The following is a 23,240-nucleotide window of genomic DNA, read 5'->3' on the forward strand; positions in this document are numbered from 1 at the left end:
CGACCCGGCGAGGTTCGCCGGAGGGAGTCGTGCGGCCTGTCGGACAACCTAGCCAACTTGTGTGCCTCGCGTGAAGATTGAGCCGCGAAATGCCCGATACGTCGGTGTGATTTTCATCTTGTCGTTGAACAAGGTGTTTTGACGCTCCGGAAGGTGTTCGGTCGGCTACCGTCTACGCCCTGTCCTCGGCTGCCGTTCACGTCCCGGCGACGGCCCGCTGCGGCAGGGGAACCACGGCCCGGATCCGGCCGATCAGCGGCGGCAGGAACGGCGAACTCACCGTCGCCGCCGCCGCGGTGGACAGCGCGATGCCCCAGGCGAGCGGGCCGAGGGGCGTGCAGCCGAAGAACTGGCTGAGCACCGGCGTCTGCACCACCGCCGCCAGCGCCGCCAGCGAGCCGAGGGAGGAGCCGACGATCGCCCGGCTCCGGCCGCCGGCCAGCAGCGTCTGCCCGAGCTGGGTGCCCACCAGTGCGACCAGGGCGACCGTACGGGCGCGCGCGGCGCGGCCGGTGTACCGGGCGACGATCCAGGCGGCCGTGGCGCCGAGAGCCGTGGCGACGGCCCGGCACACGGTCTCCTCGGTCAGGGCCGTGCCCAGGGAGACCTCCGGTCCCTCGTGCAGCATCCGCTCGGCGGCCTCGGGGCGCGGCGGGCGCAGGGCGACCGCCATGGCCGGGGCGAGGTCGGTGAACAGGTTCACCAGCAGCAGTTGACGGGCCGTCAGGGGCGAGGTGCCGGTGGCGGCGGCACCGAGGAGGGTGAAGGCGATCTCGCCCAGGTTGCCGCCGACCAGGATCGCCAGCGCCTGCCGCACGGACGCCCACATGGCGCGGCCCTCCACCAGCGCGGCGAGCACCGTCTCCAGCCGGTCGTCCGTGACCACCAGGTCGGCCGCCGCACGCGCCGCCGGCGTGGCGCGCGTCCCGAACGCGATGCCGACGTCCGCGAGCCGGATCGCGGGCGCGTCGTTCGCGCCGTCCCCCGTCATCGCGACGGTGCGTCCCAGCCGCTGGAACGCCTGCACCACGCGCACCTTGTGCACGGGGGTACCCCGCGCGACGACCCCGACGTCCGGCAGCAGCGCGTCGAGCGCCCGGTCGTCCAGGTCGTCGAGTTCCGTGCCGGTCACCACCCGCCTGCCGTCCAGGACGCCCAGTTCGGCGGCCATGGCGCCGGCCGTGCCCGGGTGATCCCCGGTGATCATCACAATGTGCACCCCGGCGTCCACCAGGTGACGTACCGCCTCGGCGGCGGTGCCGCGCACCCGGTCGGCGAAGGCGAGGAACCCGACGAAATCCAGCCCCCGCACCGTCTCGTCCGTGAGCTCCTCGTCGGCCGCCTCCCGCACCTCGGCGACCGCGAGGATGCGATGGCCCTCGGCCGCCAGCTTCTCGCCGGTGGCGAGCACATCCACACGGCCGCCCTCGGCCAGCGGCCGGCCGCCACGGGTGGCGCAGCGCTCGACGACCTCCTCCGGCGCGCCCTTCACGGACAGGATCCGGTGTTCGCCCGATCGGCCCACCGTGGCGTGGAAGCCACGGCTCGGCTCGAACGGCAGGCTGGACAGCCGCCGCCAGCCCGGGGCGTCCGTCGTCCGGCGCACCCCCACATCCTCCGCGCCGGCCGTGACGGCCCCGTCGGTGGCGTGCTCGAACCCCGCGCCGCCGTGCGGGTGTGGAGTGGCCCGCAACGCCGCGGCGAGGACGGCCCGTTGCTCGTCGCCGAGCGATTCCAGGGGCCGGCTCTCGCCGTCCGCCGCGACGGCGACGAGTGAGATCCGTCCGTAGGTGAGGGTTCCGGTCTTGTCGAAGCACAGGACGTCGGTGCGGCCCGCCGCCTCGATCGTACGGGGATCCCTCACCAGGGCGCCCCGCGTGGAAAGCCTGCGGGCGGAGGCGAGTTGGGCCGCGGACACCAGGAACGGCAACCCCTCCGGGACACTGGCCACGGCCAGCCCCACGCCCGCGCCCACCGTCTCCCGCGTCGAGCGCCCGCGCAGGGTCCCGGCCACCATCACCGCGGCGGCCGAGCCGAGGGCCACGGGCAGCGTGCCGCGGGTGATCCGGGCCAGCCGGCGTTCCACCCCGACGGCGGGCGCGGCCGCGCCCCGGCCCAACACCGCGGCCCGGCTCGCCTCGGTCGCCGTGCCCGTCGCGACCACGACCGCGCGGCACCGGCCGGCCGCGACGGTGGTGCCCTCGTAGACCATGGACGAACGCTCCGCGATGGCCGAAGCCAGCACGGGCGCGACGGTCTTGGCCACCGGAAGCGACTCACCGGTGAGTGCCGACTCGTCGGTCTCCAGATGGTGCGCCTCCAACAGACGCGCGTCCGCGGGGACGACATCGCCGGCGCTGAGCACGACCACATCGCCCACGACCAGCTGCTGGGCGGGCACGGTGGTCTCCCGCCCGTCCCGCAGCACCCGGGCCATCACGCCCGACTCGCGGCGCAGCCGGGCCACCGCCCGGTCGGTCCGGTAGCGCTGGAACCCCCCGACGAGCCCCGACACGGCGGTGACCGCCACGATGACGACGGCGTCGAGGACGGCGCCCACCGACGCCGACATGGCCGCCCCGGCACCGAGGACGGGCGTGAGCGGGTTGGCCATCTCGGTCAGGTACGCCCGCGCCGGCGACGACGTGGGCACCCGCTCGCCGGGTGCCGTGCCGCGCGCCTGCGCCTCCTCGTCCGTCAGACCGGCCTCCGCGCTCCCGGTCCGGGCGAGCACGGTTGCCGGGTCCATCGCGTGCCACGGGCCGCGGGAGGCGGCGGTCACCGGCAGGGGACGCCGCAGCAGCCGTACGGCCGACCAGACCCCGGTACCGGTGGCGAGGGCACCCGCCGCGTTGAACGCCGTCACTCCGCGCGCCGCCGGCCGCCCCGACCGGCCGGCCAGCGCCGCCGTTGCGCCCACCGCGGCCGCCGCCTCGGCGATCCGGACCCCGCGGCGCGCACTGTCGCGGGCACCCCGGCAGGCCCGCACGATGACGACGGCCGCCGCCGGATCGGCGTCCACGTACAGATGCGCGCCCCAGGGCGGCGCCCCGTCCGCGCCGGCGACACCGACCCCGACATCCGCCGCGCTCAACGCCGCCCGGTCCCGGGAGATCAGCAGCACCCCCGCGCCGTCCCGCTGGAGGTCCCGCACACAGTCCACCAGGCGTTCGTCCGCCTCGCGCACCGCGTCGGCCTCCCGCACGGCCGGGTCGGCGGTGTGTGCCCCGGCGGCCACGACGCGCAGCCTCGCGGCGTGCGCGGCGGGGACGAAGGCGCCGGCGGCGTCGTGCATCCGGGGCACCGCGCTGATCACGGCGAGCAGCCGCCGCCCGCGCGCCAGCCCCAGCACGAGCCGCGCCCCCTCGCGGTGCAGCCGCTCCCGCTCCCGCGTCCCGGCGCGCCCGTGCAGGGACAGCTGCTCGACCGGGCCCAGGGCCCATTCGCCGTCCTGGGACAGCTTCTCGGGCGCGGAGCCGTCGAAGAGCCGGTGGGCCCGCGCGGCGAGGTCGCCCACGGGCGCCTCGACGTCCAGGGGCACCAGGTCGGCCAGTACATGGGACCCGGTGGCCAGGACGCCGGTGTCGAGGAGCACGGTGCCGACACGGTCCATCCGGCGCAGGGCGCCGGGGTCCGCCACCAGGACGCCCCTGCGGGCCAGGCCCCGGCCGAGGGCGCAGGCGAAGCCTTCGCGGGCCAGCAGCGGTGCCTTGGGGATCGCCGCCAGCGCACCGCCGGCGGCCCTGGCCGGGCGCCGGGTGACCAGGAGCGACCCGGCGAACGACGCCGCCGCCACCAGGGCGGCCTGGTCGGCGTAGCGCTCGACCGGCCCCGGCCCCAGCGGCGTCCTTCGGGGCGGCGGGTCGGGCACCGGGCCATGTGACCCGGCGTCGGGAGTGCCCGCCAGCCTGGGCTCGGCCGCGACCCAGGCGGCGGCTTCGGCGTTCGCCTCCAGCAACCGCAGAGTGTGCCGCACGGTGTCCACGACGACTCCGACCACGCCTCCGGAGCCGGCATGGCCGACCGCCGCCAGCAGGGCCAGCAGCAGATTGGCGTTGTCGGTGCCGATCGCCCGGTCGACCATCGCCCGAAGTCTCGGCTGTACGTCGACGAGCGGGACGAGCGCCGTGACCGACGAGGGGATCGGCGCCCGGCGGGCCAGGCCCGTGGCGGCGGCCAGCGGGGCGGCCGCCACCTGCACGGCCACGGCCAGCGCCGCTCGGCGGGTCGTCCGGCCGGAGGCCGGATGGTCGGGCAGCGGCTGCTCGAGTCCGTGGGCCTCCTCGACCTCCTCGACCGCCTCGATGAGGGCCGACACCAGTTCCTCGGTGTCGAAGGAGTCGTCGGTGCCGACCACGGCGTGCCCCAGCACGGTGTTGGCCACGGCCCAGGTCACCCCCGGCAGCCCGGTGAGCCGCCGCTCCACCGCCTCGGCCAGCCCGGCCGCCGAGGCATGCGGCAGCTCACCGTGGCTCAGGCCGCGTACGGCGATGTGGAGACGCCCTTCGAACCGGCGTACCCGTTTGCGTGTGCCGTCCCACAGCGCAGCGGTGGCGGAGGACACGGCGGACCGCAGCAGTCGCCGTCCCGGCAGTGCCACAGCGCATCACCCGCTCCCTGCGGCCTGACAGCCACTCCGAATAGCGCGAGTAGCCACAAATCGCTAATTTCAACCGAAATGGAGATGAATCTAAGTTTTCCATGAGGTCGCAGAGCGCACGCGGGGAAGACCGCGCGAGAATTGAAGTGGCACACCACACCGACTCCGTGAGAGGAGGGCAGGGGGATGGCCAGAACAGCGGCAGCGACACCGCGTGAAGCGACCCGGAAGCAGCCGGCGGAAACCCATGCGCACGAGGGCGGCGGCCTGCACCTTCACACGCGTACGGTGCACCCCTCGCTGAGGATTCCGTACATCACGAGGGACGACCTGACCAGCACCGCCAGGGAGGCGACGTCTCGGATGCCCGGGGTGCCGTCCGGCAAGGACCTCGTGTTCTACGGCGGGCTGACCGCGATGGCGGTCGCGGGGGCTCTGGAATGGCCGGTGGCACTGGCCGTCGGCGGAGCCACCTGGCTGGTACGCAGCAGCAGGACGCGGGAACGGGGCGCCGAGACGGCGGCCGGGCACAACGGCGGGAGCGGCGCCTCGGCGAGGAGGACGGCCTGAGACGACCCGGCCCACGGAGCCCGGCGGCGGGACCGCTGCCGGGCGTCGGCGTGTGCGGCGGCGGGCCGTGGCGGCCGTGGTGTGTCAGGCGGCGGCCGGTGCGGCGGCCGTGCGCTGGTGTCGTGCGTACGCGGTCCACAGCTGCCACACAAGGCGCAGGATGAGCGCCTCGGCGAGCGCGGCGCCGATCTTCGTCGCCACGGCTACAAGAATCTGGCCCATGTCGGTCGACTTTCTGTGCTCGGATGCGGGGTGTCCGATATCCGACAATGCAGGCCTTTCCCGGGCGACGGGTGCCGTACGGGCGCACTTCTGATGGCGTTTGGGTGAACAGGAGGAAAACGCCCCCGGGTGGGGTCGCGGAGACCGCGACCCCACCCGGCCCAGGTCAGAGCGTCGGCAGTACCCGGGTGCGTTCGGCACGCACCGCGTCCAGGGCCTCGGGGTCCAGCCCGAGCAGCCGCAGGATCGTCGGCGCGATCTGCGTGGTCTCCACCGAGCCGCCGACCCGCACACCGCGCGGGGCGCCGGCGCCGGAGACGACGAGCGGGACGTCCAGGTCGTCGGCGTGGACGCCCCCATGCTCGGCGATCTTGCCCTTGCCGCCGGTGTACACGACGCCGTACCGCGTGATGCCGAACAGGTCCGGAACGCGCGCGTCGCCCGGCCGGACGTGGAAGTAGCGGGCGGCCGCCGCGCCGGCGTACAGCGTCTTCAGCCCGCTCGCGGTGAAGGGCCTGGCCTTTCCGTCGATCCCGTTGCCGGTCCCGGACTGGGCGAGCAGGTACGCCTTGGCGAAGTCGGTCGCGGCCTCGGACCGGTCGGTGAGCCACAGGAGCATCGCGTCGTCGTCCACGGCGTGCGCGACCAGGTCGCCGGCGCCCGGATGCGCGGCCTTCCACGCGGCGTTCAGGCCGTCGAGGAGCGGGCCGTCGTCGATCCGGGTCAGCGCCTTCGGGTCGGTCGGCGACTGCCCGTGCTTGGCCGACAGGACGACTGTCGTACTGCCGTCCAGATGCCGCTTGCCCAGTTCCGCGAGGAACGCCCCGACCTCCTTGTCGACGAAGGCGAGATTCTTCTCCAGGAGCGGTCCGGGCACCCCCTTCGCCAGATAACCACCCGTCAGGCCGTCGGAGCTGGGGAGCTTCTGCGCGGTGGACACGGACTGGAAGTTCATGCCGAAGACCGCCGGGGTGCCCACCTTGTGCCTGCGGCTGTGGTCGTAGCCGTCGATCTCGTTGAGGACGGCCCGCACCTTGTAGCCGTCGTACTGCTCGGTCGCGGCATTGTCCTTCGTCCAGTCGTCGCCCGCCGGATAGCCGGTCGCCGTGCTGTTGATCTCGGGGGCGAACAGGTCCTGGACGCCGGTGCCGGAGGGCCCGTTCAGGATCTCGTACGCCACGTGCTTGTCGGACCAGGCGGTCCGCAGCCCCGCCTTGCGGGCCACCTCGAAAACCGTGTTCACCTTCAGGTAGCTGTGCGGCTCGACGGGCTTGCACGTCTTCGGGTCGACCGGCAGCTTCGAGGGGCCGATCAGGGAGCGGGCGTCACCGGTCATGGTCAGGATGCTGCCGGGCAGCCCGGCGAGCCCCTGTCCGGCATCCAAGGAGTCCTTGTTCCGGTCCAGGTCCTCGGTGAGGTCGACCTCGGCGCCGGGTTTGACGCCCGTGCAGCTGGTGGTCCCGGCCGGAAGCAGGGCGTTGCTGTAGGTGTCGTCGTAGTAGACGCCGGTGGTGCCCGGATTCCCGCCCGTGACCTGGCCGATCATGCCGGGGAAGGAGTCGGAGGGGATGGTGGTCCTCGCGTGGGTGTACTCCACACCGCCCGTGGCGAGCCGTGCGAGCGCCGAGTCGGGGTGGTGGGCGACGTACCAGGCCAGGTCGGACTGGTGCAGGCCGTCGACCGACAGCAGCAGGACATGCCGGGCCGCGGCGCCCCCACGGGCGGCGGGGGCGTGCGCCGAGGCGGGCGCGGTGGCCGTGGCGGTGAGCGCGCCGACGGCGGCGAGCGCGGCGGCGACCGCGGTGACGGGACGGGCAGGACGTCTGAACAAGGGTTCTCCTCGAGCCGTACGGAGCACGGGGAAGGCTGCGAACCGTGCACCGATATCGGAGGGGGAGAACATGTACGGCAAGGGACTTCCGTACCGCGTCCTGCCCAAGAAACGCATCGCTGCGCGCAAAGCGGCGAAGGGCGGCTGCCGGGCGGGGCCCGCGACGCGCGATCCCCTCACCCGTCGGTGCGCTCTCCCGGGCGGTGACGGAAGCCGTCGGCATGCAAGATCCGCCCCTGCCGGTGGCCCCGATGGGCAACCGGGGCACGCTGCAGGGCGATGAGAGCGGCGTCGTCGTCGAGGCGTCCGCCGGCATGGGCGAGGAGGTCGCGCCGGACGTGGTGCAGCAGCGTCTCGGGGCTGGTCTGCGTCCACTGGGCGACGCGTTCCGCCAGCGGATAGAACCGCTTCTGGGCGTCCCGCGCCTCGATCACGCCGTCGGTGTACAGCAGGAGGGTGTCGCCGGGCTCGAAGGAGAAGACGTCCAGCGTGTAGTCCGCGGGCTCCCATCCGTCGGTCCCCATCGGGGGCGCGGGGTGCAGGCTCGGCACGGTGACGACATGCCCGGGGCTGAGCAGCAGCGGCGGAGGGTGCCCGCAGCTGGTCATCCGCGTCATCGGATCCGTGTCGGGGATCTCCACCAGCAGGGCGGTGGCGAACCGTTCCCCGGCCTCCTCGGGCGGTTCGAAGTCCGCGAGGTACCGCGTCACGCTCTGTTCGAGGGAGGCGGCCAGCTCCGGCAGTGAAGGCTGCCGGTGCGCGGCCTCCCGGAAGGCGCCGAGCAACAGGGCGGCCTCGCCGATCGCGGACAGGCCCTTGCCGCGCACATCGCCGATCAGGACGCGCACCGAGGCGTCGGTGCGGGTCGCCGCGTACAGGTCGCCGCCGATCTGTGCCTCGTCCTCGGCGGCCAGGTACAGGCAGGCGACCCTAAGGGGGCCGATCCGCTCCGGCAGCGGCCACAGCAGGACGTGCTGCGCCGCCTCGGCCACGGATCTGACCTGGGCCAGCTGGGCGCGCCGCCGCTCCCGGAACGCGCCGTAGACGACGGTCAGCGCGGACAGCACGGCCAGGGTGACCAGCTGCACGATGTGGTTGGCGGTGGTCAGCCCGCCGTGGAGAACGGCGATGAGGAACTGACCCATCACCGCCAGCGCCCCGACGAGGCCGGTCAGCCGGGGGCCGGCGAACGACAGGGTGAGCGCGGGGGCGATGACCAGTGCGGGGCCCAGGTGGATGTTCGTGGGGGAGCGGATGTCCACCACCGTGATCACCACGATGAGCGCGATCGGCAGCGACAGCAGTGCGTGGCTCGAGTGCCACCGCTGCCGCAGGCCGGCGAGGCCCGGGCGGGGACCCATGCCTTCCACCCTGCCTCGCCGCCGGTCGGGCGGCCACCGTGTGCCGCTCATCTCGCCCGGCGTCCCGATGTCCTCCCACAGCTCTAAACGGACGGACCTTGGGTACCCGCCGCATTGTGCCGAGATCCATGCGGCGGGACGACGCCCCGCCGCGGTCGATCAGCGAGAAGGAGGCGCAGATGAGCACGGTCAAGGAAACGGTGGAAGTCGACGTTCCGGTTCGCACGGCCTACAACCAGTGGACGCAGTTCGAGGAGTTCCCGAACTTCATGGAGGGCGTCGAGGAGGTCACGCAGCTCGACGACCGCCACAACCACTGGACCACCAAGATCGGGGGAGTGCGGCGGGAGTTCGACACCGAGATCGTCGACCAGCTCCCCGACGAGCGGATCACCTGGCGTACCACCAGTGGCGAAACCCAGCAGAAGGGCTCGGTCCGCTTCCAGCGCCTGGACGACACCCATACCCGGGTGGAACTCGTGATGGACGTCGAGCCCGGTGGAGCCGCGGAGAAGACGGCGGACATGCTGGGAGTGATCGACCGGCGCGTCAAGGGAGACATGCGCCGCTTCAAGGAGTTCATCGAGCAGCGTGGCGGCGAGTCCGGCGCCTGGCGCGGGCGCATCCAGCCCGGTGACGTCGGTGGCCCGTCCAGCTGACACCGTCCAACCGCACAGCGCCCCGGCCGCCTTCCGGGCGGCCGGGGCGCTGCACGTGCCGGTCAGCCGAGTGTCGCCTCAGGCTCGCCGCGGGTCGCGTCCCGCCTCCGCTGCGCCGGGGGCGTGGCCGACCGTCGCGCCCGGCTCCGGCCGCCCCGGCCGCGGGAGCGCCGGTCGCCGCGGTCGCGTACCGGCCAGAACAGGACGTACGCGGTGGAGACGGCCACGAAGCCCAGACGGATCAGACCGCGGGCCGAGTCGTCGGGCACCACGAACACACTGCCGTAGAGCGTGAGCAGCGCGATCCAACTCCACCACGGGACGAGGCGCCGCTGGCCGATCACGTCCCACAGCAGCGTGCCCAGCAGCACGGACGCCGTGTAGTACGTGTAGACGCTGGGATCCAGCACGATCCGCGCGTTGGCACCGAGCAGGACGACCGCGGCCCAGCGGCCGCGCCAGACGGCGATGCAGCCGAGTGTCAGACCCACCACGGCCTGCGCCGGGCGGTCCCAGGGTGGTGTCTGGGGATCGCCGACGCCGAGCCAGCGCAACGCGGACGCCGGCTGGTTGGGGATGGTGAAGTGCGCCGCCGCCATCGTGTGCGGGGAGCCGATGAAGAACGGCAGCCAGACGACCGCGACCAGGCCCGCGCACCACAGACCGGCCCGCAGCCACTGGTGTCTCGGCAGCGCGAGCAGCAGCGGCAGGAAGGCCAGCGCCGTCGGTTTGGAGTCCATGGCCAGCGCCATGAAGACGCCGGTCCCTGCCGCGTTGCCGAGGGTGACCGAGCGTACGGCCAGGGCGGTGAAGAACAGCGCCAGGACGTCGTCGAGGTGTCCGAAGCGGACGGCCACCTCGATCCACATGGGGGTGAAGGCCAGGCCCGCGATCAGCACACGCTGCCGCAGCCGCTGGTGGTTGGTCCCGGTGCCCAGGAAGTACCAGGCGGCGCTGCGTCCGGCCAGGACCAGGATCACCAGGCCGAGCACGGACATCAGGGCGGCGGCCAGGAACTGTCCGACGTCGTCGGGGAACGGGTTGAACAGACCCGCCACCAGGAAGCTGAGCGGACCCATCTGGAGTTCGGGGTGGTGCGCGTACAGGTTGAGACCGCCGTCGTCGCGGCCGGCGCCCTGATACAGGAGCTTCCCGCCCTCCTGCACATAGTGCCAGGAGAATCCGCCGTGCCGCTCCACGACGGCGAACCAGAGGATTGTCCAGGCGGCGAGCAGCACCAAGTGCACCCGCTGACTGATGACCGGCACGCGCCTTCCTTTCGGCTCCTGTCCCCCGCAAACGACCGCGACCCCCCATGGTCCCCCAAGGAAGATGATCGAACCGGTCCGGGGGTTCGCTCCGTCCCGATATCCGCTCGCGACCGTACGACAGCCAGGCTGACCACATGCCCACCGCAGCGGTGGCGCGGGACGCCTGGAAGGGTAGCGGTGGGCGTCGGTCGTTCGTCCATCCGCCCGTCAGACCGTGCGGCGCCGGTCCTCGTCGTCCCACGCCCGGGTGTCACGTGGCTCGGTGTACGGCTCCTGGTCGGGGGGAAGACCGCCGGCGATCGCCCGCTGCCGCGCGGTCTCCGCGTCGAACTCCAGGCCCAGCAGGATCGCCAGATTGCCCATCCACAACCACACCAGGAAGACGATGACGCCCGCCATGGTGCCGTAGGTCTTGTTGTACGAGGAGAAGGCGGAGACGTAGAACGCGAACGCACCGGACGCGCCCATCCACAGCACGAGCGCGAGGACGCTGCCCGGTGTGATCCACCGGAAGCCGTGGACCTTCGCGTTCGGCGTGGCCCAGTACAGGATCGCCAGCATGATCGTCACCAGGGCGACGAGGACGGGCCACTTGGCGATCGACCACACCGTGAGCGCGGTGTGCCCGATCCCCAGTGCCGTGCCCACCTGGTGCGCGAGCCCGCCGGTGAACACCACGATCAGCGCGCTCGCCAGGGCCAGCACCATGAGCGCGACGGTGACCACCAGCCGCAGCGGCAGGACCTTCCACAGCGGCCGGCCCTCGGGGATGTCATAGACGGCGTTGGCGGTGCGGATGAAGGCGCCGATGTAACCCGACGCCGACCACACCGCCAGCGCCAGGCCCGCGAACGCCATCACGGACCCGGTGCCGCTGTGCCCCTGCAACTGCGCCACAGCCCTGGTGATGATGTCCCGGGCCGCGCCCGGAGCGAACTGCCTGAGGTTGGCCAGCACCCTGCCGGTCGCCGACCGCCCCGCGACGTCCAGCAGGGACACCAGCACCAGCAGGGCCGGGAACAGCGACAGCACCCCGTAGTAGGTCAGGGCCGCGGCCCGGTCGGTCAGTTCGTCGTTCCCGAACTCGCGCAGCGTGCCCCTGAAGACCGCCCACCACGAGCGCCGGGGCAACTCGGTCGGCGCGTCCGGGGCCCTGCGCTCCACCTCGTGGTCCGGCCCGGGCCGCGCGGCCGTGGAGTCCGCGCCGGGCTCCCCGCGACGGTCCGCCGCCTCCGGCCGGTCGCCATGGCGCGCCCGGTGATCCTTGCCTTCCCGTTTCAGCAACCGAGTCATGGGTCGGCGGGTAACCCGGCCGCGCCGGGCCACTCCACCGGCGTGGTCGGCTGGACGTTGCCTGCCGCGGCACTAGGTACGCAGAGCGTCGAAGCCGACGGTCAGATGGCGCGGCCCGCGCAGCACCGCGTTCCGCCGGTACGGAGGCGGGTCCTCGAGCAGACGGGGACCGTCGAGCCTGCGGGCGAGTTCGGACAGCGCGATCTGCGCCTCAAGCCGGGCCAGCGGGGCACCGAAACAGGAGTGGATGCCGCTGCCGAAGCCGAGGTGCTGGATGTCACCCCGGTACGGATCGAACCGGTCGGGGTCCTTGAACCGCTCCGGATCCCGGTTGCCCGCGGCGAGGACGAGCCAGATCCTCGAACCCTTCGGAATCGTGACCCCGCGCACCTCGATGTCCGCGATACAGGTCCGCTGCGGCACGAGCTGCACCGGAGGTTCGTAACGCAGCAGTTCCTCCACGACGTTGACGGCCACGCCGGGATCGTCGCGCAGTTTGCCCAGGAACTCCGGATACCGCAGCAGGGTGAGCATACCGTTGGTGATCAGGTTGACCGTCGTCTCATGGCCCGCGATCAGCAGCAGCACCGACGTGCTGAGCACCTCCATCGTCGTCATCGGGCCGTCCGGGCCGTGGCTCGTCACCAGCTCGGACAGCATGTCGTTCCGGGGTTCCCTCCTCCGCCGCTCGACCAGTTCGGCCAGATACAGGCCCAGTTGCACCCGCGCCTCCCGGGTGGACTGCAGGCGTTCGGCCTCGTTCTCACCCGTCTGCGTCTGCGGATCCAGACTGGCGACGATCGGTTCGACCCAGGCGCGGAAGCGCGGTTCGTCCTCGCGCGGCACCCCGAGCAGCCTGCAGATGACGGTCACCGGGAAGGGGTACGCGAACTGGTCCACCAGGTCGATCTGCCGCGCGTCCCCGAAGCCGTCGATCAACTCGGTGACGATCTGCGCGAGTTCACCGCGCATCGCGTCGATCCGGCGGGGGCAGTGCGGCGGTCCGAAGGACCGGTTGGCGATCCGGCGCAGCCGGTCGTGCTCCGGAGGGTCGAGGCGGATGAAGCTCGGCGGCAGTCCCGTCTCCTCCGCCCCGACCGCTTCGTCGGCTCCCGCGGCGGCGAGGTTGCCCGCGTCGGAGCTGATCCGCGGATCATGCAGCAGACTCAGGATGTCCCAGTACGAACCGACGAGGTACGGACCGCCGTCCTCCTCGTGCAGCACCGGAGTCCTCCGGAGCTCCTCGTACAGCGGGTAGGGGTTCGCGCGGTTGGCGTAATCGGTGATCCGGTGCAGGAGCGAGGCGTGCGTCATGAGTGGTCCTAGGGCGTGAAGTCCGTCAAGGCGGGGAGGCGCGGGGACCGGGGCGGTCAGTGGCGGGCCGGGGTGAACACCAGACGGCGGTCGCTCGGCGAGTAACCGCTGAGCGTCACGGTCGGGCCGTGCGTCGGCAGGGACGGGTCGGGGAAGTCGGCGGGCACCGGCTGGCGGCCCTCGGGACGGCGGTCGACCGTCGGGAACTCCAGCGGGAACGGCGTGGCCGTCTCGATCAGCCGCTCGTAGAACTGGAGCCACCGCGTGTTGTCGAAGCTCACCGCGGCGACGACCCGGCCCTGGTAGCCGTACACCCCGACGAACCGGCGCTCGGCCAGCGACCCTTGAGCGATCATGATCTGCTCGCCCATGGACGGGACACCAACCGACTTGATGTTCACACCGAACTGCGACGACCAGAAGGCCGGCACCCACAGGTGTGGACGCCGGTCGGCACCGTGGCAGATCATGTTGTGGGCGGCCACCTCGGCCTGCGCGACGGCGTTGCCCCAGTGCTCCAGCGACAGGAACTGATAGCCGAACAGCGGATGCGGAGAGCGGGCCACATCGCCGGCGACGTAGACGTCGTCGGTCACGATGCCCCTGAAGTCGAAGGCCCGGCAGCCCGCGTCGCAGGCGATGCCCCGGGGTCCCGCACCGAGCCCGGAGCCCTCCAGCCACTCGGTGTTGCGGGTCGCGCCGAGGCAGACGACCACGACGTCCGTCTCGACGACGCTGCCGTCGGACAGATGGGCGGCCCGCACCCGACCCATCGAATCGCCCTCCAGCGCGGTCACCATGACGCCGGTCCGCAGGTCCACACCGTTCTCCCGCTGCAGCTCCGCGGCCACCGCGCCGATCACCCCGCCGAGGGCACCCACCAGCGGTGCGCCCCCGCGCTCCGCGAGGGTCACCGCGACGCCCTGGGCCCGGCAGGCGGAGGCGATCTCCGAACCGGTGAATCCGGCGCCGATGACGAACACCCGGCGCGGGGAGGCCTGCAGCCTCCGCAGCAGGGCGGCCGCGTCGTCACGCGTGCGCAGCACGAAGACACCGTCCAGCTGGGCCTCCGACTCCTTCGGCCAGGGCCGGGCGCGCACACCGGTGGCGATCAGCAGCCGGTCGTACTCCACCTCGTCCCCGTCGGCCAGCCGTACTCGTTTGGCCGTCATGTCGAGGCCGGTCGCCGCGACACCCAGGCGCCACTTGGCGTCGATCTCCAGGCGCCGGGGCAGGTCGGTCCGGTGCGGTGACGCCTTGCCGAGCAGGACCGCCTTGGACAGCGGCGGCCGGTCGTACGGCTCGTACGGCTCGTCACCGATCATGGTGAGCGAACCGGCGAAACCCTCCGCGCGCAGCGTCTCGGCGGCCCGCAGCCCCGCCAGCGAGGCGCCCACGATGACGATCCGGCCCTCGCGCCTGAGCCATTGGAGGAAGTCCTCAGCGGGCATGGGACGTCTCCTGTCCGGAGGCCTCGGCGGGCTCCTCGCCCACATCGTCCAGCCCGTCGGCCAGGATGGCCTGCACCGGGCAGGCCGCCACGGCGCGCGCCAACTGCTCCCGCTGCCCCTCCTCGGCCTGGGGATTGTAGACCAGCGACTCCTCGCCGTGCAGGGCGAAGACATCGGGTGCGAGGAACGCGCACTGCGCGTATCCCTGGCACCTGTTGAGATCGACGACAAGCCTCATGAGCCCTCCGCCCCTTCGGCGGCCAGGTCCGCGGGGTGCCGCTGCTGCGCGGCGGAACCGTCGGACGGCGGTCAGCTCCCCCACGCCAGCATCGCCGGACCGGGCGGTGCCGCGCCCGCCGGGGCGCGCCGAAGGAGTGACCGGCCGGCGCCCCGCTACGACGCCGCGGCGGTGCCTGGCCGGGGAGTGCCGCCCGCAGCGAAGACGAAGGCGCCGACGAGGAGCGACCACCCCGGGAACACCAGCTCCACCCAGGGCACATCGGCCGAGACGAACAGCAGTGTCAGGAAGGTGAGGAAACCCAGCAGGCTGAGCCACCGCGGCAGGAGTCTCAGGCGATGGCAGATGACCGACGTGGAGCAGGTGAAGACCGCCGCCATCCGCGTCGCGTACTCGGTCAGCAGCGTGTACGCGAAGTGGCGGCCGAAATTCCAGGCGGGCAGGCCCGGAGTGCCACCGGGTGCTTCCGTGGTGGCCAGCACGCCCGCGGCTGCCGCGGCCACCCCGAACAGCGTCGCCACGAAGACCAGCCCGCTGCCGAGGAACACGGTGGCGAGGAACTGGTCCTCGGCCTCACCCATACGGGCCCGCAGCGCCCCCATGAACCACAGGAAGCAGATACCGGCCAACGGCACCAGCGCGAGCGCCGCCTTCACTGCGCTGCGTCGCGTGGGGTCCGTGAGCCCCCGTACGCCGACCGACTCCGCGCCCTGGGGGATCGACAGCCGGATCAGCACCATGGCCGCCGCGAGCAGCAGCGCGAACACGACTCCGGCCAGCCCGGCGGCCCGTGGGGTCTGCAACGCCTGCTGTGCCGTCCGGGTCTCGGTCATACGCGGCTCACTCCTTCCGGTGCCCCTGACACCAGCAAGCCGCCGTGCGGGAAGGCTCGCCACCAGGACGCGCCCGAACGGCATATCGTCCTGGGCGAGGCTCACCTCCTGTCCCGCACGCCGACGGCGTCGAGCACGGCGTCGGCCACCTCGCCGACCGGCCGGCCCCCTCCCACGTCGAGGCGGGTCAGCCCGAGCCTGTCGACGGCGTCGAGGACGATGCTCTGGAAGCGTTCGGAACGGGCCACGAACTTGTCCATCACAAGCCGCTCCGACGGCGTGGCCGCGTCGTACTGCCCGGCCGCGTACACCCGCGCCCGTACGACGGACACGTCCGCGGTGAGCCACACCGCGACCGTGCCCGAACCCGTGCCCGAACCCGGCAACCGCGCCACGTGATCGGGCAGGAGCGCCGACCCCTCGAGGACCAGCCCGGGCCCGGTACCGTCCTCATCGGCATGGGCCGCGATCAACTCCGCGACGCGCGGCCGGAGTCGCTCGTAGTGACCGAGCACGGACTCGGTCAACTCCTCGACCGTCAGGGCCGCGTAGTGTTCGGTGACATGTGCCGGCACCTCCCACTCCGGAGTCCGCCACGGCCTCCCCGGGTGCCGCGCCAGCCCGTCCGTCGATCGGTACGCGAACCCGAGTCTGTCCGCCAACTCCCGGGCGACGGTGGACTTCCCGACATTCGACGTCCCGCCGACCAGCAGCACACGCATCACACTGGGCGGCCTTACCGGCCCTGCTCCGGCCCGTCCTCGGCCTCGCTCGCCGTGGTCGGCTCGGCGGCGTCCGACGCGGTGTAGAAGACAGCGGTTCCCTGCTTGGTGCGCTGGGCGTGCTTCTTGGCCACGAGCCCTTCGAGCGTGGACCGTACGACGGTGGTCTTGATGCCACGCTCGGGGTGGGCCTTGCCGAGCGCGTCGGCGACCTCCGCGGCGGAACGCGGCTCACTCTGCTCGCCGAGGTGGGCCCGCACGAGTTCGACCAGCGTGGGCTGGCCCGCCTCCGTCTTGGCGGTCGCCGTCTTGGCGGTCTCAGCCTTCGTGGCCTCCGTCTTCTTGGCCGCGGCCTTCTTGCCGACGGTCTTCCGGCCCGTCGCACGCGTCTGCCCGGCGGCGGCCTTCTTCTTCGCCTGAGGCTGCCTGCCCGTGCCGGATCCGGCAGGGGACTTCTTCCGCGGAGCGGGCACCGTGGCGCTGTCGGGCGCGGCGACGGGCTCCACGGGGGCGGTCGGAATACCGAGTGCGTTCTGCATGGTCACCAGCACCGCGTTGTCATGCTGCAGCGTCGCCAACTGCTCCTGCAGCGCGGTGATTTCGGCACTGATGCGTTCCTGTTCCTTCACATTGCGCTCGAGATCGCCGGCCACTTGGGCGGCGTACTGCGATGTCAGTTCGGAAGTCGCGGTCGTGGTCTCGGACATGGCGTGACTCACCTTTCTCGCCTACGGCGATGTTGCTGCACAGTGTCCCCCCGGCGCACAGATGGTACGGGCGAGGGGAGGTACTTGTTCCTCGGTTCCTAGTCAGTCGTACGTCTCGGCGCTGTGCTGACGCCTCATCAGTGCGTGAGCCGGGGCTCCAGCCTTGTTGCCCCGAAGGCCGCGAGACGGGCCGTTACTCCGACAGGGTAGTTCGTCATATGGTCGGTATGTCGGATGCAGTCAGCTTCGCGGCGATATGTAACTTCAGTCTCGCATCGGTTCACAGCCGACGTGTCTGAGACAGGAGAAGTGACATGGCAACGCGTTCCACTGCAGTAACCGCCGCGATCGCGGCCGGCGCGGCCCTGGTGGCCACTGGCATCACCTACGCTTCGGCCGCATCCGAGCCCGCCCACTCGGCCTCGGTCGTCCAGCAGGCCGCCGCCCCGGCCGCCGCCCTCGAAGGCAACGGCAACAACAACGGCAACAACAACAACAACAACGAGAACAACAACAACGCCAAGGGCAACGAGGGCGAGCACCACCACCGCCACCACCACCGCCACCTGCGTCTGCGCCACATCGGCCGGATCCACATCAACGAGCGGGACTTCCCGGCCATCCCGGACGGCTGCGTGCCGATCCTCAGTGGCCTCGGCTCCAACAGCATCAACATCGTCAACGACAGCAGGCACACCGTTGAGGTGTTCAGAGGGGTCACCTGCGACAACGGCGCTCCCATCGCCGTCGTCGGCCCGTGGAGCCAGAGCGACGGCGTGCATCCGCACCCCGTCCACGGTGGTGTGAAGGTCAAGCACGGCGTGGTGGGCAGCTTCCGCGTGATCTGCGACCGCCGCGGCGGTCGTGGCTTCGGCGAGGGCTTCGGAGAGGATGACGACTTCGGTGGCGGCGAGGGCTTCCGCGGCGACCGCTGCAGCGCCTTCGAACGCGACGGCTACAGCCGCGACCGCGACCACGACCACGACCACGACAACGACCACGACCACGACCACGACAACGACCACGACTGGGACTGACCGAGTCACCACCTGTCATGGAGAACGAGAACCCCGGCCCGCCGGAATCGGGCCGGGGTTCCGGTCTGTCCGGGCCTCGGTGACACGGTGACACGGTGACACGTCGAGTCAGCGATGAGGCGGGGGAGGCGGCGGCAACTCCGTCGACGGGGCCTCTCCCGGCCACACCAGCAGCACCGGACAGGGCGCGTGGTCGACCACGAAGCGAGTGGCGGGGCCGAGACTGCGTGGGCCGAGCCGGGAACGGTCGCCGTCCCGTGCGCAGATCAGCAGATCCGCACCGATGGCCGCCTCGACGACCTTGTGCTCCGTACGGCCATGGGTGAGGATCTGGCGGGCCGGGCGACCCAGACGTCGCGCCGCGGCATCCAGCAGGTGCCGTGCGGCCGCCTCCGACAGCCCCTCGATCCGGTTCCCGGGATCCCGCTCGGGACGACCACGGCCGAGGAGCCCGGCGAACGCGCCGTGCGCCGTCTCGGCGACCGTGTCGTCGCGCACGTACAGCAGCACGATCTCCTCGCCCGGGGCGGCGCGGCCGAGCGCGGCGTCCACACAGGCGGGCCAGGTGCCTTCGGTGATCCAGACGACGACGCTCATGGGCGGCTCCGGTGCGGGGGCGGCGGACGGGGTATCGATCGTGTGCAGAATCCCCACAACGCCGAGGGGTGGCAAGGAGCCAAGCCGGAACGGCCACCGGACCGAACCGGCCACCGCGACACGGAGTCCCCGAACCTGGCATCAGCGGGACGAGCCGCTAGATTTCAGACCCGTACAATTGTGCGTTCTGGGGGCGTTGGGGGGGAAGTCCTTGCGTCAAGGGGTGGAAAGGCCTCACGACAGTGCCGCGGACCACGGCACGCGGGGCAGCGGACCACACGGCGGCACGGCTCCGTCCGCCGCGGGCGTCGGCGCTCGGGGCGGAGCGGCCGCCACACCGGTGCGCGCCACACCGGTGCGCGCCGCGCTGCTGCGTGCCGCGCTGTTCGTCGGGCGCACAGTGCGGGGTGAGTGGTACGGCATCGTCGTCGATCCCGTACGGCAACTGCTGCGGCGCGGGCTGTCCGGGCTCGTGCTTGCCTTCGTCGCCGCCTTAGGTGTGATCTTCTTCCACGCGATCGCGCAGCATCCGACCGGTGCTGTGGCGGTACGGCTCCTCGGCGGCGTCTACGCCGACCTACCGCTGTGGCTCGCCCTGTTGCGCACCCCCGTGTCGCTGTACGTCCCGGCCCTGGACCTGCCCGTCTGGGCCGGCATCACCCAGCTGTTCCTCGCCTTCGCGCTGGCGGAACTGGCGTTGGGCCGTGCCCGCACACTGGTCGTCGCGTACGCGACCACACTCGCCGGCACTCTCACCGTGCGGGTGATGATCGCGCTCGGGCCGGGCTGGTGGGGGCTGGGGCTGCCGCCCGAGATCGGGCGGGTGCTCGACACGGGACCGTCCGCCGCGGTCGTGGGCCTGTTCACCTATCTCTCCGTCGTCCGGCGCGCGCCCGTCGTGTTCACCCTCACCGGCGGGTCGATGGTGTGGGAGTCCATCGCCATACCGAACCTGGCCGGTCGGGAGCACCTGATCGCGGTGGCCGCGGCGATCGTCCTGGGCCTGCTCCACGGGCGCGGCCGCAGCCTGCGACGACGGGTGTGGGCCGTACTGCGCATCGGGAGGAGACCGGCCGCCGCGGCTGTGCACCCCGACGGCGAACGTACCGAGACGATCCGGCTCACGCTGAATGACGAGCCGTCATCTGCGAGGCTGCCCCAGCAGCGAACACTCACCGGCCCGCCGGACTCGATGGACACGCCGGTCCTGGACACGCCGGTCCTGGACACGCCGGTCCTGGACACGCCGGTCCTGGACACGCCGGTCCTGGACACGCTGGTCCTGGACACGCCGGTCCTGGACACGCTGGTCCTGGACACGCCGGGCCCGGACAAGCCGGGCCCGGACAAGCCGGGCCCGGACAAGCCGATTCCGGGAACACCGACAACACCGACTCCGGAACGCCTTGACGTCCCCAACCGGCCGTGACGCGCCCCGGCGTCAGCGCGGACCGCTCCTGCGCAGGATCTGGTCCACACCGACCGCCACGACGACGAGGGTTCCGGTCGCCACGTCCTGGTAGAGGCTGTCGATACCCGCCTGGGTGAGCCCGGAACGCAGCACATTGACGATGAGCGCCCCGATGAGCGTGCCGATGACGCTTCCCCGGCCGCCGAAGAGGCTCGTGCCGCCGAGAACGACCGCGGTGATGCTCTCCAGGTTCGCCGTCTGGTACGAGTTGGGGTCGGCGTTCGGGATACGGCCGAGGGACTGCCAGGCGGCGACGCCGTACAGCAATCCGGCCGTGACGTAGACCGAGAGAACCGTGCGCCGCACGTCGATGCCGGTCAGGCGGGCGGACTCCGGTGCGTTGCCGACGGCGTAGATGTGCCGGCCCCACGCGGTCTGGGTGAGGACGTACCAGAAGAAGACGTAGAGGCCCACGAGCAGAAACGTCCCCCAGGTGACGTACCCACCACCGATGCCGACACCGTTGCCCCAGAAGAGGAGCAGGCCGGAGGTCACCGGATAGCTGCGGGACTGCGAGTAGAGTCTGGCGGCGGCGTAGACGACGGTCAGCGCCCCCAGGGTCACGATGAAGGGCGGCAGGCGCAGTCGGGACACGAGCAGTCCGTTCACCAGCCCGACGAGGGTCGCCACGACCAGGCCGAGCACCAGGGCGGTCACGGAGTTGCCGCCGTCGGCGACCAGCTTGGCCATGACGATCGTGCCGAGCACCGCGATCGCTCCGTTCGCGAGGTCGATGCCCGCGGTCAGGATGATCAGGGACTGCCCCAGCGCCAGTGTGCCGACCACGATGGACTGCTGCAGCACCAGCGACAGGTTCTGCGGTGTCAGGAACGTCTCGGTGGTGACCGCGAACGCCACCACGGCGATGACCAGAGCCGCCAGTGGGCCGACGGCCGGAGTGCGAAAGGCGTACCGGAACATGTCCCGCAGCCGGGTGCGCGCATCACCGTCGGCGGCGCGGGTGGTGACGGGTGACCTCATGAGCTGTTCCGATCCCTTCGACCCGCTCGGCGACCCGATGACGGGAGTACGTCATCCCCAGCAGTGCTGCAGCCCCCAGGCGGTGCTCTGCGACGGCACACCGCGCACCCGCTTGTCCGTGATGAGCACCGTGCCCGTGTCGGTGAAACCGGACGGCCTCTTTCCGGTCCTGGCGAACGCGATCACCGCGTCCACGCCGTCGGTCGCCATCCTGATCGGGAACTGCATGACGGTCGCCGCGAGCGTGCCCGCCCTGACGTCACGGACCCCGTCGCACGAGCCGTCGATGGAGCCGATGGTCACCTGCCGGGTCAGCCCCCGGGCCGCGATGGCTCCGTACGCACCGGCCGCCACCGGCTCGTTGATGGTGTAGACCGTGTTGACGTCGCTCGAGCGCAGCAGCAGGTTCTCCGTCGCGGCCTGCGCCGTGTTCCGGTCCCCGTTGGCGTCCGCCCGGCCGACGATCGCCGGTGAGCCGTCCTTCAGCCCGAAGCCGTCGAGGAACCCGTTGTGGCGGTCCTGGTTGACCTCCGAGCCCGGCGTACCGTCCAGCACGAACACCTTGGGGGCCCGGCCGGCGAGCACCGCCTTGAGATACTCGCCCTGCAGGCGACCGGCCTTGAAGTTGTCCGTCGCGTATGTGCCGTCGACCGCGTTCTCCGGCTGTGTCGCGGTGTCCAGCGCGATCACCAGAATGCCCTGTCGGCGGGCCTCCCTGACGGCGCCCAGGATCCCCGTCGTGTTGGACGGCGTGATCAGAATGCCCTTCACGCCGCGCGCGATGAGGCTCTCCACCGCGTTCACCTGGCCCTCGTTGTCCCCGTCGAACTTGCCGGCGAGGGCGACCAGCCGGGCGTGGTTCCTGTGCGCCGCGGCCGTGGCGGCATGGCGCAGCGCCACGAAGAACGGATTGGCCTCGGTCTTGGTCACCAGACCGATGGTGATCTGGTGCGCTCCCTCGCCACCGGTGCCGTTGCCCTCGCCGCAGGCGGCGGCGCCACAGGCCAGCGCCCCCACGACGAGCAGCGTCACCCCTCGCCGCCGGCGCCGCCGGGTACGTTCGCGGCCCGCACGGTCGTGTGTCATGGGTCAGCCCTCCTCCGGCCGGGGCCGGCGTCACACGAGCCTCTGTGACCTCCATCATGAGCCGAGACTATTCGCAAATGCCCAGGTAAAGACGACACAATCTAGAGTTGTTGGCATATACCTGATGTATCCCCGAAAGGGCTCATTGCTCGGATATTCTGGTGATCAGTCCGGCTGTACGGCGTCCCCGCCGTACGCGGAAGGTGAGGTGCACGTGACTGAGCCGCCTCTGGTTGCGCTGCGCGGCATCTCCAAGCGGTTCGGCGCGGTCCAGGCACTCGAGGACGTCGAGCTGGAGGTCCACAAGGGCGAGGTCGTCGCCCTCATGGGGGACAACGGGGCGGGCAAGTCCACCCTCGTCCGGATCATCGCGGGCGTTGTCCCCGCCGACAAGGGCGTCATCGAGTGGGAGGGACAGGCCGTGCAGATCAGGACGCCCCGGGCCGCCCGGCACCTCGGTATCGCGACGGTGTACCAGAACCTGGCCCTGTGCGACGGCCTGGACGTCGCCGAGAACCTCTACCTGGGACGCGAACAGAGACACCGCGGCGCCCGGGGCCGCCTGCTGCGGCTCATGGACAAGGGCGGCATGCGCAAGGAGGCACGTCGGCAACTGGACGCCATGGGGATACGCGTCCCCGACATGCGCACCCCGGTGGCCTCCCTGTCGGCGGGGCAACGACAGACCGTCGCGATCTCCCGCGCACTGCTCGGCGAACCGAAGGCCGTCCTTCTGGACGAGCCGACCGCGTCACTCGGCGTCCAGCAGGCCGGCCACGTCCTGGACCTGGTCGACGAACTGCGCGAGCGGGGGGTGGGTGTCATCCTGATCAGTCACAACATGGGAGACGTCAAGGCCGTCGCGGACCGCGCCGCGGTGCTGCGGCTCGGTCGCAACAACGGCTTCTTCCATGTGCCGACCACACCCCAGGACCGGATCATCTCCTCGATCATCGGCGTCACCAGCAGCCTCTGACACCCACCGAGCCGGGCGCC

The 23,240-nt window shown here is 71.7% G+C and carries 19 protein-coding genes; 5 read left to right on the forward strand and 14 right to left on the reverse strand.

From position 1 onward, the window contains the following. Nucleotides 1-196 precede the first annotated feature (196 nt). Complete coding sequence (locus ACFYZJ_RS09900; protein ID WP_388564981.1) at nt 197-4,600, reverse strand: HAD-IC family P-type ATPase; 4,404 nt, start codon at nt 4,598-4,600, stop codon at nt 197-199. 186 nt (nt 4,601-4,786) lie between these two features. On the opposite strand from ACFYZJ_RS09900, the gene ACFYZJ_RS09905 reads away from it, so the two are divergent. Beyond that, on the forward strand, nt 4,787-5,170 hold the full coding sequence (locus tag ACFYZJ_RS09905; protein WP_388564983.1) for a hypothetical protein: 384 nt from the start codon (nt 4,787-4,789) through the stop codon (nt 5,168-5,170). Between the two features lie 388 nt (nt 5,171-5,558). Here the strand turns inward: ACFYZJ_RS09905 and ACFYZJ_RS09910 are convergent, their stop codons facing one another. Together ACFYZJ_RS09910 and ACFYZJ_RS09915 are read right to left on the reverse strand one after the other, a co-directional pair. Then, nucleotides 5,559-7,223: an alkaline phosphatase family protein gene (locus tag ACFYZJ_RS09910; RefSeq protein WP_388564985.1), complete on the reverse strand. Its 1,665-nt coding sequence runs from the start codon at nt 7,221-7,223 to the stop codon at nt 5,559-5,561. A 176-nt stretch (nt 7,224-7,399) separates the two neighbouring features. Further along, nucleotides 7,400-8,584, reverse strand: a complete 1,185-nt coding sequence (locus ACFYZJ_RS09915; RefSeq protein WP_388564988.1) for a PP2C family protein-serine/threonine phosphatase — start codon at nt 8,582-8,584, stop codon at nt 7,400-7,402. Nucleotides 8,585-8,763: 179 nt separating this feature from the next. On the opposite strand from ACFYZJ_RS09915, the gene ACFYZJ_RS09920 reads away from it, so the two are divergent. After that, nucleotides 8,764-9,243, forward strand: coding sequence for an SRPBCC family protein (locus ACFYZJ_RS09920; RefSeq protein ID WP_388564991.1), 480 nt, complete (start codon nt 8,764-8,766; stop codon nt 9,241-9,243). Between the two features lie 62 nt (nt 9,244-9,305). On the opposite strand, the gene ACFYZJ_RS09925 is transcribed toward ACFYZJ_RS09920, so the two are convergent. The 8 genes from ACFYZJ_RS09925 to ACFYZJ_RS09960 all read right to left on the reverse strand — a co-directional run bounded on the left by ACFYZJ_RS09925 (nt 9,306) and on the right by ACFYZJ_RS09960 (nt 17,072). Next, the gene (locus ACFYZJ_RS09925) at nt 9,306-10,511 is read right to left on the reverse strand and encodes a hypothetical protein (RefSeq protein WP_388564994.1); all 1,206 of its coding nucleotides are present in this window, start codon (nt 10,509-10,511) and stop codon (nt 9,306-9,308) included. Nucleotides 10,512-10,721: 210 nt separating this feature from the next. Continuing rightward, the gene (locus tag ACFYZJ_RS09930; RefSeq protein WP_388564996.1) at nt 10,722-11,807 is read right to left on the reverse strand and encodes a YihY/virulence factor BrkB family protein; all 1,086 of its coding nucleotides are present in this window, start codon (nt 11,805-11,807) and stop codon (nt 10,722-10,724) included. Between the two features lie 72 nt (nt 11,808-11,879). Continuing rightward, nucleotides 11,880-13,121, reverse strand: a complete 1,242-nt coding sequence (locus ACFYZJ_RS09935; RefSeq protein WP_388564998.1) for a cytochrome P450 — start codon at nt 13,119-13,121, stop codon at nt 11,880-11,882. 56 nt (nt 13,122-13,177) lie between these two features. Then, nucleotides 13,178-14,572: an NAD(P)/FAD-dependent oxidoreductase gene (locus ACFYZJ_RS09940; RefSeq protein ID WP_388565001.1), complete on the reverse strand. Its 1,395-nt coding sequence runs from the start codon at nt 14,570-14,572 to the stop codon at nt 13,178-13,180. Then, nucleotides 14,562-14,810: a ferredoxin gene (locus ACFYZJ_RS09945; protein WP_388565004.1), complete on the reverse strand. Its 249-nt coding sequence runs from the start codon at nt 14,808-14,810 to the stop codon at nt 14,562-14,564. The genes ACFYZJ_RS09940 and ACFYZJ_RS09945 overlap by 11 nt, the downstream gene beginning before the upstream one ends. 155 nt (nt 14,811-14,965) lie before the next feature. Continuing rightward, nucleotides 14,966-15,643 (reverse strand): hypothetical protein, encoded by a 678-nt coding sequence (locus ACFYZJ_RS09950; protein ID WP_388565007.1) that lies wholly within the window; start codon nt 15,641-15,643, stop codon nt 14,966-14,968. 101 nt (nt 15,644-15,744) lie between these two features. Continuing rightward, nucleotides 15,745-16,218: a hypothetical protein gene (locus tag ACFYZJ_RS09955; RefSeq protein WP_388565010.1), complete on the reverse strand. Its 474-nt coding sequence runs from the start codon at nt 16,216-16,218 to the stop codon at nt 15,745-15,747. Between the two features lie 161 nt (nt 16,219-16,379). Next, nucleotides 16,380-17,072, reverse strand: coding sequence for a hypothetical protein (locus ACFYZJ_RS09960; RefSeq protein ID WP_388565013.1), 693 nt, complete (start codon nt 17,070-17,072; stop codon nt 16,380-16,382). A gap of 314 nt (nt 17,073-17,386) precedes the next feature. Between ACFYZJ_RS09960 and ACFYZJ_RS09965 the strand changes: the two genes are divergently transcribed. Further along, nucleotides 17,387-18,109, forward strand: a complete 723-nt coding sequence (locus ACFYZJ_RS09965; protein WP_388565016.1) for a hypothetical protein — start codon at nt 17,387-17,389, stop codon at nt 18,107-18,109. Nucleotides 18,110-18,217: 108 nt separating this feature from the next. Here ACFYZJ_RS09965 and ACFYZJ_RS09970 read toward each other — a convergent pair whose 3' ends face one another. Beyond that, entirely contained in the window at nt 18,218-18,706 is a 489-nt protein-coding gene (locus ACFYZJ_RS09970) for a universal stress protein (protein WP_388565019.1), read from the reverse strand. Between the two features lie 340 nt (nt 18,707-19,046). Between ACFYZJ_RS09970 and ACFYZJ_RS09975 the strand changes: the two genes are divergently transcribed. Beyond that, on the forward strand, nt 19,047-20,135 hold the full coding sequence (locus tag ACFYZJ_RS09975) for a hypothetical protein (RefSeq protein WP_388565023.1): 1,089 nt from the start codon (nt 19,047-19,049) through the stop codon (nt 20,133-20,135). Between the two features lie 12 nt (nt 20,136-20,147). On the opposite strand, the gene ACFYZJ_RS09980 is transcribed toward ACFYZJ_RS09975, so the two are convergent. Together ACFYZJ_RS09980 and ACFYZJ_RS09985 are read right to left on the reverse strand one after the other, a co-directional pair. Then, complete coding sequence (locus ACFYZJ_RS09980; protein WP_388565025.1) at nt 20,148-21,158, reverse strand: ABC transporter permease; 1,011 nt, start codon at nt 21,156-21,158, stop codon at nt 20,148-20,150. A 51-nt stretch (nt 21,159-21,209) separates the two neighbouring features. Beyond that, nucleotides 21,210-22,244, reverse strand: coding sequence for a substrate-binding domain-containing protein (locus tag ACFYZJ_RS09985; protein WP_388565027.1), 1,035 nt, complete (start codon nt 22,242-22,244; stop codon nt 21,210-21,212). A 208-nt stretch (nt 22,245-22,452) separates the two neighbouring features. Here ACFYZJ_RS09985 and ACFYZJ_RS09990 point away from each other — a divergent pair, with 208 nt between their 5' ends. Then, nucleotides 22,453-23,220: an ATP-binding cassette domain-containing protein gene (locus ACFYZJ_RS09990; RefSeq protein WP_388565029.1), complete on the forward strand. Its 768-nt coding sequence runs from the start codon at nt 22,453-22,455 to the stop codon at nt 23,218-23,220. The last annotated feature ends 20 nt before the right edge of the window (nt 23,221-23,240 follow it).

It is taken from the genome of Streptomyces sp. NPDC001848 (genome assembly GCF_042891915.1).
Lineage (GTDB): Bacteria > Actinomycetota > Actinomycetes > Streptomycetales > Streptomycetaceae > Streptomyces.

Coding starts and splice junctions, on each gene's coding strand:
- ACFYZJ_RS09905 (WP_388564983.1), top strand. CDS start 4,787: ATGGCCAGAACAGCGGCAGCGACACCGCGTGAAGCGACCCGGAAGCAG.
- ACFYZJ_RS09915 (WP_388564988.1), bottom strand. CDS start 8,584: ATGGGTCCCCGCCCGGGCCTCGCCGGCCTGCGGCAGCGGTGGCACTCG.
- ACFYZJ_RS09920 (WP_388564991.1), top strand. CDS start 8,764: ATGAGCACGGTCAAGGAAACGGTGGAAGTCGACGTTCCGGTTCGCACG.
- ACFYZJ_RS09930 (WP_388564996.1), bottom strand. CDS start 11,807: ATGACTCGGTTGCTGAAACGGGAAGGCAAGGATCACCGGGCGCGCCAT.
- ACFYZJ_RS09935 (WP_388564998.1), bottom strand. CDS start 13,121: ATGACGCACGCCTCGCTCCTGCACCGGATCACCGATTACGCCAACCGC.
- ACFYZJ_RS09940 (WP_388565001.1), bottom strand. CDS start 14,572: ATGCCCGCTGAGGACTTCCTCCAATGGCTCAGGCGCGAGGGCCGGATC.
- ACFYZJ_RS09945 (WP_388565004.1), bottom strand. CDS start 14,810: ATGAGGCTTGTCGTCGATCTCAACAGGTGCCAGGGATACGCGCAGTGC.
- ACFYZJ_RS09950 (WP_388565007.1), bottom strand. CDS start 15,643: ATGACCGAGACCCGGACGGCACAGCAGGCGTTGCAGACCCCACGGGCC.
- ACFYZJ_RS09960 (WP_388565013.1), bottom strand. CDS start 17,072: ATGTCCGAGACCACGACCGCGACTTCCGAACTGACATCGCAGTACGCC.
- ACFYZJ_RS09965 (WP_388565016.1), top strand. CDS start 17,387: ATGGCAACGCGTTCCACTGCAGTAACCGCCGCGATCGCGGCCGGCGCG.
- ACFYZJ_RS09970 (WP_388565019.1), bottom strand. CDS start 18,706: ATGAGCGTCGTCGTCTGGATCACCGAAGGCACCTGGCCCGCCTGTGTG.
- ACFYZJ_RS09980 (WP_388565025.1), bottom strand. CDS start 21,158: ATGAGGTCACCCGTCACCACCCGCGCCGCCGACGGTGATGCGCGCACC.
- ACFYZJ_RS09985 (WP_388565027.1), bottom strand. CDS start 22,244: ATGACACACGACCGTGCGGGCCGCGAACGTACCCGGCGGCGCCGGCGG.